General features: G+C 52.7%; 14 protein-coding genes. 7 read left to right on the top strand and 7 right to left on the bottom strand.

Annotated elements, in window-relative coordinates; genetic code table 11:
- Positions 1–30: 30 nt before the first annotated feature.
- A complete protein-coding gene (locus ACNSN7_RS08720; RefSeq protein WP_418282002.1) occupies positions 31–555 on the top strand; it encodes a TATA-box-binding protein in 525 nt (174 codons plus the stop codon).
- Here the strand turns inward: ACNSN7_RS08720 and ACNSN7_RS08715 are convergent.
- The 4 genes from ACNSN7_RS08715 to ACNSN7_RS08700 form a co-directional block, all read right to left on the bottom strand.
- Positions 548–817: a GmrSD restriction endonuclease domain-containing protein gene (locus ACNSN7_RS08715; protein ID WP_418281892.1), complete on the bottom strand. Its 270-nt coding sequence runs from the start codon at positions 815–817 to the stop codon at positions 548–550. The two genes, ACNSN7_RS08720 and ACNSN7_RS08715, sit on opposite strands and share 8 nt — an antisense overlap.
- A 349-nt stretch (positions 818–1,166) precedes the next feature.
- The gene (locus tag ACNSN7_RS08710) at positions 1,167–1,952 is read right to left on the bottom strand and encodes a recombinase family protein (RefSeq protein ID WP_418281891.1); all 786 of its coding nucleotides are present in this window, start codon (positions 1,950–1,952) and stop codon (positions 1,167–1,169) included.
- Between the two features lie 277 nt (positions 1,953–2,229).
- Positions 2,230–2,400 carry a hypothetical protein gene (locus ACNSN7_RS08705; protein ID WP_418281890.1) on the bottom strand — a complete coding sequence of 57 codons (171 nt, stop codon included), beginning with the start codon at positions 2,398–2,400 and terminating at the stop codon, positions 2,230–2,232.
- A 606-nt stretch (positions 2,401–3,006) separates the two neighbouring features.
- Positions 3,007–3,987, bottom strand: coding sequence for a S1 family peptidase (locus tag ACNSN7_RS08700; protein WP_418281889.1), 981 nt, complete (start codon positions 3,985–3,987; stop codon positions 3,007–3,009).
- Positions 3,988–4,481: 494 nt separating this feature from the next.
- Here ACNSN7_RS08700 and ACNSN7_RS08695 point away from each other — a divergent pair, with 494 nt between their 5' ends.
- Positions 4,482–5,252: a S1 family peptidase gene (locus tag ACNSN7_RS08695; protein WP_418281888.1), complete on the top strand. Its 771-nt coding sequence runs from the start codon at positions 4,482–4,484 to the stop codon at positions 5,250–5,252.
- A 249-nt stretch (positions 5,253–5,501) separates the two neighbouring features.
- Here ACNSN7_RS08695 and ACNSN7_RS08690 read toward each other — a convergent pair whose 3' ends face one another.
- Positions 5,502–6,038 (bottom strand): HNH endonuclease signature motif containing protein, encoded by a 537-nt coding sequence (locus tag ACNSN7_RS08690; protein WP_418281887.1) that lies wholly within the window; start codon positions 6,036–6,038, stop codon positions 5,502–5,504.
- Between the two features lie 6 nt (positions 6,039–6,044).
- Positions 6,045–6,419 carry a hypothetical protein gene (locus tag ACNSN7_RS08685; protein WP_418281886.1) on the bottom strand — a complete coding sequence of 125 codons (375 nt, stop codon included), beginning with the start codon at positions 6,417–6,419 and terminating at the stop codon, positions 6,045–6,047.
- Between the two features lie 94 nt (positions 6,420–6,513).
- Here ACNSN7_RS08685 and ACNSN7_RS08680 point away from each other — a divergent pair, with 94 nt between their 5' ends.
- Positions 6,514–6,759: a winged helix-turn-helix transcriptional regulator gene (locus tag ACNSN7_RS08680; RefSeq protein WP_418281885.1), complete on the top strand. Its 246-nt coding sequence runs from the start codon at positions 6,514–6,516 to the stop codon at positions 6,757–6,759.
- 646 nt (positions 6,760–7,405) lie between these two features.
- Positions 7,406–10,519: a hypothetical protein gene (locus tag ACNSN7_RS08675; RefSeq protein ID WP_418281884.1), complete on the top strand. Its 3,114-nt coding sequence runs from the start codon at positions 7,406–7,408 to the stop codon at positions 10,517–10,519.
- A gap of 102 nt (positions 10,520–10,621) precedes the next feature.
- Here the strand turns inward: ACNSN7_RS08675 and ACNSN7_RS08670 are convergent, their stop codons facing one another.
- Positions 10,622–11,122 carry a transcription initiation factor IIB family protein gene (locus tag ACNSN7_RS08670; protein WP_418281883.1) on the bottom strand — a complete coding sequence of 167 codons (501 nt, stop codon included), beginning with the start codon at positions 11,120–11,122 and terminating at the stop codon, positions 10,622–10,624.
- 492 nt (positions 11,123–11,614) lie between these two features.
- Here ACNSN7_RS08670 and ACNSN7_RS08665 point away from each other — a divergent pair, with 492 nt between their 5' ends.
- From ACNSN7_RS08665 to ACNSN7_RS08655, 3 genes are all read left to right on the top strand, one after another.
- A complete protein-coding gene (locus ACNSN7_RS08665) occupies positions 11,615–11,749 on the top strand; it encodes a hypothetical protein (protein WP_418281882.1) in 135 nt (44 codons plus the stop codon).
- A 5-nt stretch (positions 11,750–11,754) separates the two neighbouring features.
- Positions 11,755–12,021, top strand: coding sequence for a hypothetical protein (locus tag ACNSN7_RS08660; RefSeq protein WP_418281881.1), 267 nt, complete (start codon positions 11,755–11,757; stop codon positions 12,019–12,021).
- A 424-nt stretch (positions 12,022–12,445) separates the two neighbouring features.
- The gene (locus tag ACNSN7_RS08655; RefSeq protein WP_418281880.1) at positions 12,446–12,649 is read left to right on the top strand and encodes a DUF7386 family protein; all 204 of its coding nucleotides are present in this window, start codon (positions 12,446–12,448) and stop codon (positions 12,647–12,649) included.
- Positions 12,650–12,802 lie beyond the last annotated feature (153 nt).

Raw genomic sequence — 12,802 nt, 5'->3', positions numbered from 1 at the left:
GTTGACAGTTGTTAGGAGAGGTCGTCGAACATCGTCGGGTCGGGCGACCTCCACGCAGAGTTGGATTTGGAGGCACTCGAAGAAGATCTGTCCACACCGTACCTTGAGTACGATCCATCCAATTACCACGGTCTGTACGTTCGTCTCAAAGAGGGAGGACCTCTAATTACGGTATACCGGAGCGGGGAGTACATCATTAGTGGATGTTCCAGTTATGAAGAACTCGACGTGACGAACGAGGGACTACTGGCAAATATGAGCGATTTGGGGATCCTTGAGCAAGGGCGTGACACTGGATTTGGAGTCCAGAACGTCGTGTGTACTGCGGCACTTGGTGAAGATGTCAACCTGAACGCGCTCTCAATCGGACTTGGCTTAGAGTCAACTGAGTACGAGCCTGAGCAGTTCCCCGGCCTGATCTACCGTCCTTCGAACATCGGTGCGGTTCTCCTCGTCTTCGCAAATGGAAAGATCGTCATCACCGGTGCCAGAGATGTGGACGTCGCGGAAGAGGCTTTCAACTATCTACAATCCCGGGTCCGCGAGTTTATCTGATCAGAGATGCTGTACCCCTGCTTATACACCAAAAAGATGAATCTGGGCCTGCCCAGACGTCACTCGCCTTTTCCGAAAGCCAACTTCCTCGTTCAGCAATCGTGTCCTCGTTCCACTCATCGGGCCAATTCGTGACAAGATGGTGGTTGACTCGTAGTACTGTGTGCTCCTGAATTCCCTCTCGCTTGTCCACCCACGCTGCGTTGGAAACCGAAGGGTTCAGCTTGTACGTGAGGATGGGCGTGTGTAATGCGAAATTCACCCAGGATTATCGCCGACGAGGAATTCCCTTATTCTATTGTGGGTTGCGATTCACTCCGCCACATAGTAATGTCATAAGATTGACCACCAACACTATGTTAACACACTGTTGGTAGTCAAAAATATAACTATTCTGCGTGTCAAGGTCACTTGGAACCCCAAACACCTATGTTGGAGTCACTAGAAGCTCGCGTCGACGCAACCTGCCACCACCGGTGAATGGCCAGTTAGCCTATTAAACCTCTGACCCTCACGCAAAGAATATGAGCATGCATCGTCGCAAGGACTGCCGTGGTGCGGCACGTTAACGGACTACCGGGGTAGGTGCGCCCCCTCTTCGGGAAGTCGTTTCACGCAGCTGGTGAGCCGGCTTCTTCATCGTCATCGATCCAATTCACTCCATCCGTTAGGCCGTGTTTCACAGCGCGCTCAGCCGCCGCTCTGTACACGTCTCGACGACGGCAGATGCGCCACGCAGTCGTCAACGGAACACCGGTCTCACGCTCAATTACCCGGTACGATGCACCCTCTCCACGCAGCTGGAGGACATTAAGGACGCTTCGACACTCGCCCTGTAACGGAATCAGACGTTTCCCGTGTTCCTCGTTGACGCCGAAGTGCAGGCCGTACGGGGCTTCACCGGACCAGTACCCGTTCTCAGCGCGCTTTTCAGTGATTTCAACAGCTTTCTCGATTTCAGCGAGCTTCTCTTCGAATGCTGCTGCAGCCTGGAGTATCTCGATCGCGGCATTCATAGGGTCGCTTAAATCAAGCTTCCCGTCCTGCACGGTGTGTACTTCAATTCCGGCGTCGCGGACATCCGGGATGAACCTCATCACCTCGTCAATGTCCCTGGCGAGACGCCGCTTCCCACGGACGATGAGCGCATCGATCTCCGGGAAGTCAGTACGGTCTCCGTTGTTTTGTATCACGTCTCGCAATGCGGTCCACTCTTTCAGGTTGGCAGGAGTGAATCCGCTAGATTGCTCTCCCTCGTCGAAAATCTCTACGAGTTCGAATCCGTACTCGTCGCAGTACTCTCTGATGCGACGTTTCTGTGTGTCTATACTGGTATCTGATTGTTGTGAGAGGCGCGTGTACCCTATTGCAATCGGGTTTTTGTCTGTTTCAGTCATCGCTCTCACCTTCTTTGATACGAGAGGTGATTCCAGAAGTGTGACACCCTGGACAGGGCGTGTCGATCATCTTCTCGTCGCAGTCAGTGTAGTCTCCGATTGTCCCGTGGTGCGTGTTTGTTCTCAGAATCGTCATCTGTAGTCAAAAACGTCGATGACTTTGCTGGACGCGATCCACTCTTTTGAGCGTGCGATTACTGCTGGGTGGTCGTCATCGCATCGATGCATTATGTGTTTCTCGGTCCCGTCTCCGGCGGGGACTATCCGTGTAGGAGAATCAGTCGTCGGCATCGTGGATGATCACCTCCATTTTATCTCGCGCGGTGCCGGCGCGCCACTCCAGTTTCTTTCCGGCGAGTTCGTAGTGGTCGCCGAGCGCTTTTGGGATCGTGACTTGGAATTGTCCTTCAGAGTTTTGCGTCACGGTTGTGGTCGTGGTTTTCGGCATGGATTAGCTCGAACCTCAACAATAGTGATTCGAATGTTTGATCTAATAAGGGAAGCCCCTGTTTCAGGGGGCCGGCCCCTGAAACGGGGAGGAAGTGATTTACAAGTTTTCACAACACCTCCAGCACTACTCACTAACGACAATGATCACTGAGCCCTGCAGAACGTGTATCTGGCGCGTACGACTCCGGTCCCCTACGAGTAGAGGTGAGTGGCACTTCGCATCACAGGACCGAGCGCAGCGGTTCGTAGAATCGAAGCTCGGTCGCCAGACCGCGAGGTGGGTCAGAAAACACAGCGAGAAATGGCTCGCCGAGGATGACGACAAGACGTACACAGTCGAATCGATCGAGGTGTACGATGCCGTCGGCATAATGATCGACGAAAACGCAACGCACCCACCCTGATCCCCTGTCTGTTATTCGGAGGTGGGGTTCTCGGACACTCCTTACTGAGCGTGTCATAGAACGCTTCGCACGCTCTGTCTATCCAGGTCTTGTCAAGACTGGCGTTCAAGATACAGGGCGCGAGTTCCACAACCTTCGATGCGCATGACGAGGATTTTCGATCCCCGCTGGTAGTTCCGAGGTACCGACGATTCGGTGGATTAGATTGGTGTAACGGCGTCCTCATCAGTAACGTTCCCCTCCTCTCGAATTTCCTCGATCAAACTCGCATGCCAAGCAACGTTCAAACCAGTCTCACCCGTAAGCTGCTCAACTATAGATTCTAATTTTCGCATAAATCCGTCATCCCCACCGGCCTCCAACTCTTCTAACCGTTCACGTATCTCCTCCATCATTGTATCTTCACTCGTCTCAATCCTCTCCTCAGAATGAATCCCCAGAAGGTATTCCCGAGTATTCGGCATATCGATAGAATCGATATCGATGTCCATATCTTCTACAGGTTCTGGTAAGCCGTCCTCGCCTGATTCATAAACAACCGCGTCGTCGATCGGGATTGTTTCCGGTGGGATGTAGACCACCGGACTCCCGCTCATCCCGTGATGAAGCCGAGCATCAAAATAGAAGAAATCCTCATCCTCGAAAGATACGCTGTAAGGACTTGATATCAACCCGTTACGCATTATCGGGAACATCCGGAACTCCCTTAGCAAATTAGGGTATCCGATCACTCGGGCCATGTCACCACCCGAGACCTCGTCACCCCTATCCGCTATTTGAAATCGCGTGTACGTGAACCTAGGACCGAGCTCCAGATCAAGCAAAATCAGGACAACATCGACATCTTTGTTCGGGTGCTCCAACCAAAGTGGTTCTCCTTCGTCATCGTACAATGGTAGGTCGTATCTCGTAGGACTGGCACTGAACCCGTCCTCACGGAGATAGATAGCTAACCTGTCCGGATTAGGGTCACCTATGGGCTCGACGATGTGCCTATTCGTAACAAGGTAAGGACCCATTGGTGGATGTTCCACGTCATCGAAATACGCCGAGAGTGGCTCTGCGTACTGCGAGTGGTAGAAGAATCCGGTGCCAGCGAATCCTTCCTCTTCTTCATCGGAATCGTACCTGTACCCGATAGGAGTTAGCTTATTGAAATGTTTATTTACAGAGACGGACATCTAAATCCCCCGGTTCGTTGGTTCTGTTCAATTTCGAGACTCATCGGCCCTAAGATTCATGTCTACCTTCCTTAGTTCCTCTCCCAGTGCGTCCAGTTGGTCGAACAATATGATTGAGGGGATATAGGAGACTGATCTCTCCCTCTGCGTTACTGAGTGCTTTCCGGTCTTTCTACCCCGCTCAACGACCGCCCCGCGGCCTAGGCCTCTTTCTGGACCTGTTCTTCGTCAACACCGTGGCTCCCCCTATCTCTCCTACCGTGGGTATGTGGTCAGGTGGCATGCGTGATTGCGCTGGAGGTATTCGAACCCACGTCTCCGCTAGGGGGCCGTCGCCAGGTGTGATCATTGGTGAGCTTCCCTGTCTTTCCCTATAGCGCAGTGGCTGGGAACGACCCGGTGCGTGGTCAGAAGTAGGAGGTACGGACGGTTAACTGACCTGTAGGTAGACACCACTAACATCAATAACCCGACCTACCCAACCAGCAGACAAAATGAGTATGCCGAACAACCCTCTAGACCCGCTTTTCCTGAGTGTCACTCCGATCAAATTCCCGGACGGCGGTCACGCAACAGGCACGCTGTTCAGGTTCGAACAGCAAGGCGAGGAGAAAGACTATCTCGTCACGAACCGGCACGTCTTCGTCGAAGAGAACGACGACGGCGAGGAAGAATTCGTGTCCGAGGAAGCCCGGATTTACCTGCGAGACAGTGCTGACGCGCCGATGCTCCGTATCAGCCGGCCGCTCAACTTAGTTGAGGACGGCGAGCGGCAATGGATGGAGCACTCTGCAGAACCGCAGCCCGACTTAGCAGTGCTCGAACTGTATGACGACCTGGATGATTACATTAATCAACCGATCGGCCCGCCGAACTTTCTCCCGGATGAACGACCGATAAAGGCAGGTGAGGAAGCGATGATCGTCGGGTACCCAGTGATTGAGCCGAACGATTACATGCCGGTGATTAGGAGTGCGCTTATCTCTAGTCACTACGGCGGCGGGTTCATGGGGAACCTCGCGTTCGCTACAGACGCGAACACGCACTCAGGGATGAGCGGCAGCCCTGTTTTCACCACACCGTCAATAATCGACCAGATGGGGGGTGAGCCAGTTGTGTATAAGCAACCGCAGCGGTATTTCCTCGGTATTCACTCGTCTACTCTCCATTCGAACGTACACCCGATCGAGGAAGGCCCGTTGAACGTGAACTTCGCGTTCTACCCGCAGCAGATAATCGAGATTGTCGAAAACAGTGAGGAGTGACCGCCGCTCCGGGTATCACAGCCTGTCCTAGTCGTACCACGTCCAAACTAATCCGAGAACGTTCCGCCCGCGCCACTCAACCAGCGACAACACCAGTACGACAGTGACGAACAACGACCCAGCTCCGGACCGATACCGGCCTTGACGGATTAGTCACGTCCCGAGGAGAACCATCAGGACAGCGAAAAACAAGGTACGTGCAGCGTCAAGGACGCCATCGTAAATCCGGGCGAGACGGACCAGCATCGGTCAGTCGATGTAGGCGTACGTCTTCCGGTTAACGAGCGCGCCGATCGAGCTCTCAGACGAGTCGTATTCAGCGGCGAGTTCCTTGTACGTGATGTCCTCGTCACGGTATCGTCGCCGGATCTCTCGTACTTCATCGGCGGTGAAGCAGTCGTCGCGGTCGATGCCTTTCGTCCCGGTGATTCCACCGGTCTCGGCGGCTTCTCTCGAATTCTCCGCAGGGGTTCCCAGCCTGAGGTGCCGGGGATTACAGCATGCTCTCGTCGAGCACGTCGAATCGTCGTGCAAAACACACATCCCAGCCGGGATGCGGCCATAGTGAATCCGGTACGAGATCCGGTGCGCGCGACGCACGGCTCCATTGTACCCGAGATACCCGTACCCGTGCTGCGTCGCTCCGTCGAACGGCCAACACTCGTCTTCGTCGTACTCGTCCGGGATGTCGATCCGGCGGATGATGCGGTGTATCTTTTGCGGGTCGGTGATCGCTGGTCTCTCTGGGGCCTGATTTGGACCTGGGTTGTAACCATCTGTAGACAATGGGATTCACGCTCTTTGGTCGGTGTCTTCGTTGGTCACGGTCGCGTCGACGCGGCGGAGGAACGCGTTGAATGCGTCGAGCGAATCGTCGAAATACCACCGGATCGACTTTCCGTCCATGACGCCCTCGATCCCAACTTCAGGTCTGACGCGGTGTATGTCGAGTTTCTGCTCATCGATCCGGACGTACACGTTGTCAAGTAGGACGTCGTACCGCGTATCGATGCGGGCGGGGACGCCGCCAATCTCGATTTGCTCGTGGAAGTAGAATTCCTCGTCAATCTCTATGTCCTCTATCGAGATTGGCTCGGGATGCACGTACACCCCGAGTGAGTCGTCGTAGCTGTACTCTTCCTCTTGTTTTGCGATGTTCTCGGCCATTTCCCCTTACCTGTCCTTACACGGCCTGGACATAAATAACTGAGCCGAGACCTTGCAAGGACAGGACTAAGGAACCCGTAGTCAACATCGGCGTATGACCCAAGAAGACCGGGAACGTGACGAGAAAGGCCAATTTATTTCCGAACGGGACATCAGTCTAGATGACGTGTATGCCGCTTTCGAACGTGTCGATGAGCCTACGTCGACGCGGGAAATTGCCGACGAATTGGGAATACCAAGACGCTCTGCACTTCGTTACCTTGATTCGCTCGCTGACGACGGTAGGATAACAAAGAAAAAGATCGATGAGCGCCGCGCCGTCTGGTTCAAGACCACCTGATCCACTATTTTGGAGTTTTGTGAGGATTCACCACTTGATGGCGTACTGTTCAACGTATTGATGGTCTCAGTATGACTTCGTTATTTTCAGCGTTTTCAGACAAAGTTTGATTTGTATCAAAGTAAAATTTGGGCAGCGGCGAACAAGCGAGATAAAGGACAGTACTTCATAGAATTCTTCCGCTGGCTCATCGAGATAGACGAAGACGCCTCTGTTGAAACCTTGCCAACCGATAAACGGTGTGCTGCATACAGAGAAGGGGCCTTGTTTAGACGCTTGAATTCGAGGATGAGAGCCCTCAAATCGCCGGCATCGATCTCATTCTACGTCGAAAGGAGTTCCAGGACAGACCTAACGATCGAGGGAATCTGTATTCTCAGCCGTTCTACGGCCGGCCGAAGTTCTCCATTAGGAGAATCTCCCTCGAACACTCTCGCTCGCCACCTGGTGGAAACGGCTCCAAACCACCAGTAGAGCCGTTCTCGCTAGCGTCTAAACAAGGCCCAGAGAAGGTATTCAACATAGTATTCCAACAGTCACGAGACAGGTCAGGAACGGGTGTGTACATACGTTCTACACTAACAACCCGCCCGAAATGGCCATTTAACCCGGTCATTTATAATTCAACATTGTAAGTCTCATGTATATGGTGGAATCAGGGGGTGTAACTGTATATCTGGTTTTAGCAATTGCGGTAGTATTTGGAACTGCAGTGTTGCTGATTTATTCAATTATCTGGCCTCAAATTCTTGCTTGGTACCGCCGAAACCCTTGGATACTGTTTCCTCGACAATCGCTTCGGAGGAAGACGCTGTGGGAAGAGGCACGTGCTAATAGCCGAATACGGGTTCTGAAACGGTCATTATTCCAGAAGAGATCGTTGTGGACACACTGGAGTTTCACATGGGTAACCCTATTCGGGGTACCACTGATCGTTTCAATAGCCTACCTGATAACCTATTTCGGGAACTCACCAATCACAGGGTCTGTAGGGGCGGGCTGGCAGGCTGAACTAACTATTACTGGACTGAGTTTTATCGTCCTGATTTTCTTGCTTGACCAAGTATACCGTACTAGGTACCGTGAAGGCGTTATTCAGGAGTTCTTGGCTGAGTCGCGGGCGATGCCTGCCATCTACTTTGCGTTGATGTCTTCCGCTCTATTAGCGTATCTCCACTTCTACTGGTCACCAGAAGATGTTGCGCCTCTAGTGGTAAATACGGCTTCCACCGCGTTTCTTGGAACCATACTGATGATTGGGTATGTGTATTTTCGGGTCGCCAAACTAGTTTTCTCAGATCCACTTGATGAGATGACAGTGGAGCAGGTGAAGAAGGGAATTGGACTCCAACTTCAGGAACTGGATCGGCAGGACGTTTCCCAAGAGATCCTTCAAACGGCTGTCCCAGAATTTGTGGTTATCGGAAGGAGTCGGGGAGGAAGATTGTACACTGTTGACGAATTAAGTTTGAAGGGCTACGTCTCTGACATCGATTTAGGAGCACTACGAGAGGCCTGTCTCTCAGAGAAGGAACGTTTCGAAGAGCACGATTTGAATCTGTTCATCGATGTCGAACTCGGTAAAGAACTGAATCAGGGTGTGGACCTAGTGTATCTGGTCCCAGATGAAGGTGACCGGCCAGAGCTTTCACCCGGATTTGCAGAAAAGTTGAGCCAAGCCATTTACACTAGTCCTGAGAGGCCTTGGCGCACGGGCGATGTCTTTGTTGAGCGGAATATGGCTCAAATCCGTGAGTCTGCCAGAACAGCGATTGAGGAACTTAGGCAGGCCGGGCTTGAGTATTATCTGAAGCTGTACACGGGGCTACTCGAATACGCGACTGATTTGAACCGTGAGATTGTAGAACAGTATTCAGGTACACCACAACCGCTAAGTAGGCTTGTGAATCGGGTTTTCCGCAGGTTCTATCCTATCTTGGAGGGCGTAGGTCGGACCGGTGATTCTGAGCTAATCAACACTGTCAGGAGGGAAATCTTCCGGATCTCGGTGATGTTTCACCAGCAGGGTGAGACAGAGCTTTTCGATAAATCGGTTTCGCTGTACAGTCTGTTCTACCAAGCGCTGGTTTCGAGCGGGGAAGATAACCAAAATTTGGTTCACGGCCTGCTCTCCAGTTTCCAGGATTTACAGACCTTGTTGGTGGCGTCTTTCCGGGATGCTCGTTCGAGGGATGAAGCGGATCAGGTGGTTGCAAATTTTGAGAGCTACTATGATACCCTTGAAGATTTTCTCCGGATTGCGCTTGAGCACGGGGATGCTCAGACTTTCAATAATGCGTGGAATCTCGGTGTGGATGCGTTCATCCTTGTTGATTCGGAGATGGAAATCTATGAGCTGGAATGGGCGTTAGAGAATGAAGAGTCTGAAGAGGAGGCAGAGAAGATCGAAGAAGAGTTAGAATACAAGAGATATGAGCAGGAAACAGTTGAAAGATTTACCTCAGAGTTCGAGGTTTCCAGGTATACTGCTGCGGCATGGGCCTACCAGATGCTCAAGCAAGGAGAACTCCCAGCAGAGACTTTCCGAGAGATTTTTTCAGAGTCCATTAAGAACCGGTATTCGAGTTTTAGTGCGTTGAACGAGTCATATTTCCGGTTTTTCGAGCAAATGCGACTTGACTTCTTCCGATGGGAGTCGGATGACGCAGACATCTTCAAGGGGGTGCAAGTAAGCCAGCCCGCTGTACACGGCTGGTTGAAAGAGTTCTACTGCATCATGGGTCTCATACTACTTGACCCAGATGACTTTGACCTCGATGATATCGATGAAAGCGAAAATCCGCTTGCGGATTTGGAAGTAGACCGGGTTACGTACCCTGGATTTGAAGAGAGTATCGAGCAAGTGTCGAAGGAAGATTTGGAAGACGTCCCGGTACCTGACCGGGTGGAAGATGAGTTGGAGGAGCGGAAGGAATTGTTCCTTGCGTTTGACCAACAGATGGAGGAGATTTTGGAGCGGAAGGAGGAGGACTTTATAATTGAATCAGACCTTGATTCGGAAAAGGTCTCGAATTATAAGGACGACTATGTCGAGAAGTTCGAGGAGCAGTTCGTTCTTCGCCAGGTCTTCACTGATTTAGGTTGGTTGGAGATCGAACCATACAATGAGGAAGATGATCCACGTCAACTGGTTTTCAATCTGCCATTGCCGAGAGGTGCTTTCATTGAAGAACCTCCGACGGAGTATGTGTTTTCAGTGGATAGAGAGGCTAAGGAGCACATTAACGGAATTTTAGAATATTGGCTGGATGAAGGTGTTTCAAAGGCCGAAGTGGAGGGTCATGAGCAACTGTTGGATGCTGTGGAGAAGGTGTGCGAGGAAGATGGAGATGTGAAAGCTATCGTAATTTCAGGTGTCAGGGCCCGACAAGCTTTAATTCAGAATGAGCGGTTCGACTTTGATTTCGGAGACTCGGAAAACGTCCTAGGAGGGTTTGAAACCGATTCGGAACTGGTTCCCGTCTACACGGATTCCTCGCGTGTTTTCTCCATACTTGTGTTGACTGAGCCAGAGTCAAAGCCTGAGATAACTGAGTACAGGAAAGATGGTAGCTTAGTCGATTTGAAGTTGAAGGAAATCACCCGGGAGCTTCTTAAAGATGAACGCGGCGAGGAGTATGAGGAAATGTCGGAAGAAGAGATTCGTGAGCAACTCCAAGGAATCTGGATACACGGATACTACTACTGGCTAATGGACTCTGGAGACGGATTCGGGATTAAAATCACTGTGAGTGAATAGTAGAGTTTGTAGAAGGAGGAAGACATCAGTATAGTCGTTGGACTAGGGTTTATGCTCGGTCAATTCGGCCGAAATGTGATTCAAGGTTAATCGGCTAGACGATTAACTGGCAATCGAGTCAAGCACGCGCCGCGCCGTCCTCCATATCGCGTTGTCCGACGCACCGGACACGGCACTCACCTCGGAGTGTGGCAGCGGATCATCGGCGAGCTTCCTGGCGAGCCACAGCGCTGCGGCAGCTTTGACCTGCGGTCGCTCGCCCGTCCCGACCGCGAGCCAGTCTAGGACGTCGTGTGCTGTGCGGCGTACGGTCCCGTCGACGGAGAGTTCGCCAGCGAACCGGTCTAAGTAATGGTCAGCGGTGAATGGCATCGTTTGTACGCCCATCGCGCGCTTGACAGCCCGGGCTTCACGCATCATCAAAAACGGGTCAGTACCCTTGACGGCGGAGATGTCGTCGATGCGGTGCGGGACACCGTGCAACTCACACGACACCCGGACGCAGACTGCCACTCTGCAGGCGAACCCTCGGACGGCCTGCAGGATTTCAGGGTGCGTAGAGACGAAGAGGCGTTGTGCATTCTCGATCGTCTCGTCGTCCATGTCAAGAGCGGTGGTGCGGCGTGAAGAGCGGAGCAGGGCGAACGGTACGGTGACATCGCCGATGAGTACCGTATTAGCAAATCTAGGATATACATGATTAAACAGCGAGACAGCTACGCGTAGATCGACGAGGACCCGGACGGTGACGGTAGTTTTGCGAGCGTTCAAGTCGATTCACGAGCGATTCAGTGAGTGGATGCGGGGCGACGACAATGTGCATGTGATAGTTGCGTGGTGCCGCCCGTCAGGTCGTCGCCTAGCATTCAGTTCCGCGGGGAAAGCTAGATCGTGGATCGAGTCAGTTTGTGAACCAGACGGGAAGTGGGAACATGAAGACAAGTCGTGGGTGCTACGCGTCGACGGGGAAACGCGAGCGATAGTCCGGAAAGTACCGGTGGAAGACCCCCGGGCGTGGGTCACTAGGTTCCCCATTCTCGCCGAACTGTGAAGAGAAATCCGAGCGGTCATTAAACTCAGCGCACCATTATCCGTATGCACGCGAAGGTGACTTGCCAGTGCGGTGAGTCAATCGCCCGGACCGGCGAGCACGACCAGTCGATCAACGACATCGTCGAGTGTGATTGCGGGCTCAAGTACGCACTCACTGTCACGAGGGTGGTGGAATGAGGGAAGTGACCGAGGAGCAGCGACGCGTACGTCGAATCACGATTGAAGCACTCGACATGGCAAGAGAGCCGGAGCCAGGTAACGAACTCGAAAAAATTCTTGACCGCGTCGCACGGCGGCACGGGGAGGATCCGATACGTGAGTTCATTCGGAAGACTGTCTTGCAGGGCAAATCGGACGGAGAGGCAGCAACGCTAATCTTTGGGGACGCGGCAGTCGGTCAGCAACTCGGCATCTGTATCCGACACATCATTCACCGCGCCGAGGGGTGATCGAATTCCCCCGTGGTTGCGGAATTCGTACGGTCACTCACAACGATTCACATCCCATCTGTAGAAGAGATAGCGGAGGCTACGGGTGTGGACCGAACAGGGTGTCGGAGAACCCCTGTCAGTTCACACACTGTGAGCAACTTTCCGACTGTATAGGATGACTCAGGGCAAAACTGTCTACGTGCGAAACGGAAGGCTACTCAGACGTCTGGAGGCAGGGCTTCGGCCCCGACCCCACACGGGGTTACGCAGCAATGTATACACAAACCGCGATGTATGCACCTCAACCAGGTTGAACAGCTGGCCGGGTGCATAGAATTGGCGATGGGGAAGAAGCTACGACGCTCAGGTCCCATCAATGCACAGCACCCCTTTATAAAGAATAAGCTCTAGCTCGCTCCCGAGCGACGCAACGACACCCCCGGTGCATACGCTACTACTTATACCACTCCTGACAACTGATCGAACTTCCCTGAAATTGACCGATGAGCGGAAGCGACTGTTCAACCAGACGAGCGAGATAGTCGCTGCTGATGGCCAAAACAAACCACCGCGCTCCAACGTGATCGACACGGCACTCACCCACCTAATCGAATCCAAGGGCCTTGTTGAAACCCTCAAGCGGTGATAGGTTTCAACGGTCCTGCTGAATACAGGGTGCGGGCCTTGTTTAGACGGTTGATTCCGATCAGTCTGAGAGCTCTGTCACTCGGATTGCCGTACTCGTCTCTCCGTAGAAGTACCACATTTTCTAGGAACTGAAGCGGGACGGATTGGGTGT

Source organism: Halorubrum rarum (assembly GCF_048380895.1).
Lineage (GTDB): Archaea > Halobacteriota > Halobacteria > Halobacteriales > Haloferacaceae > Halorubrum.
Note: the sequence above shows the minus strand (reverse complement) of the source record. Positions and strands in the feature narration are given on the sequence as shown.

Bases quoted from the DNA above. Each gene is read 5' to 3' on its own strand.
- ACNSN7_RS08710 (WP_418281891.1), bottom strand. From the start codon at position 1,952: ATGACTGAAACAGACAAAAACCCGATTGCAATAGGGTACACGCGCCTC.
- ACNSN7_RS08705 (WP_418281890.1), bottom strand. From the start codon at position 2,400: ATGCCGAAAACCACGACCACAACCGTGACGCAAAACTCTGAAGGACAA.
- ACNSN7_RS08700 (WP_418281889.1), bottom strand. From the start codon at position 3,987: ATGTCCGTCTCTGTAAATAAACATTTCAATAAGCTAACTCCTATCGGG.
- ACNSN7_RS08695 (WP_418281888.1), top strand. From the start codon at position 4,482: ATGAGTATGCCGAACAACCCTCTAGACCCGCTTTTCCTGAGTGTCACT.
- ACNSN7_RS08685 (WP_418281886.1), bottom strand. From the start codon at position 6,419: ATGGCCGAGAACATCGCAAAACAAGAGGAAGAGTACAGCTACGACGAC.
- ACNSN7_RS08680 (WP_418281885.1), top strand. From the start codon at position 6,514: ATGACCCAAGAAGACCGGGAACGTGACGAGAAAGGCCAATTTATTTCC.
- ACNSN7_RS08675 (WP_418281884.1), top strand. From the start codon at position 7,406: ATGGTGGAATCAGGGGGTGTAACTGTATATCTGGTTTTAGCAATTGCG.
- ACNSN7_RS08670 (WP_418281883.1), bottom strand. From the start codon at position 11,122: ATGGACGACGAGACGATCGAGAATGCACAACGCCTCTTCGTCTCTACG.
- ACNSN7_RS08665 (WP_418281882.1), top strand. From the start codon at position 11,615: ATGCACGCGAAGGTGACTTGCCAGTGCGGTGAGTCAATCGCCCGGACC.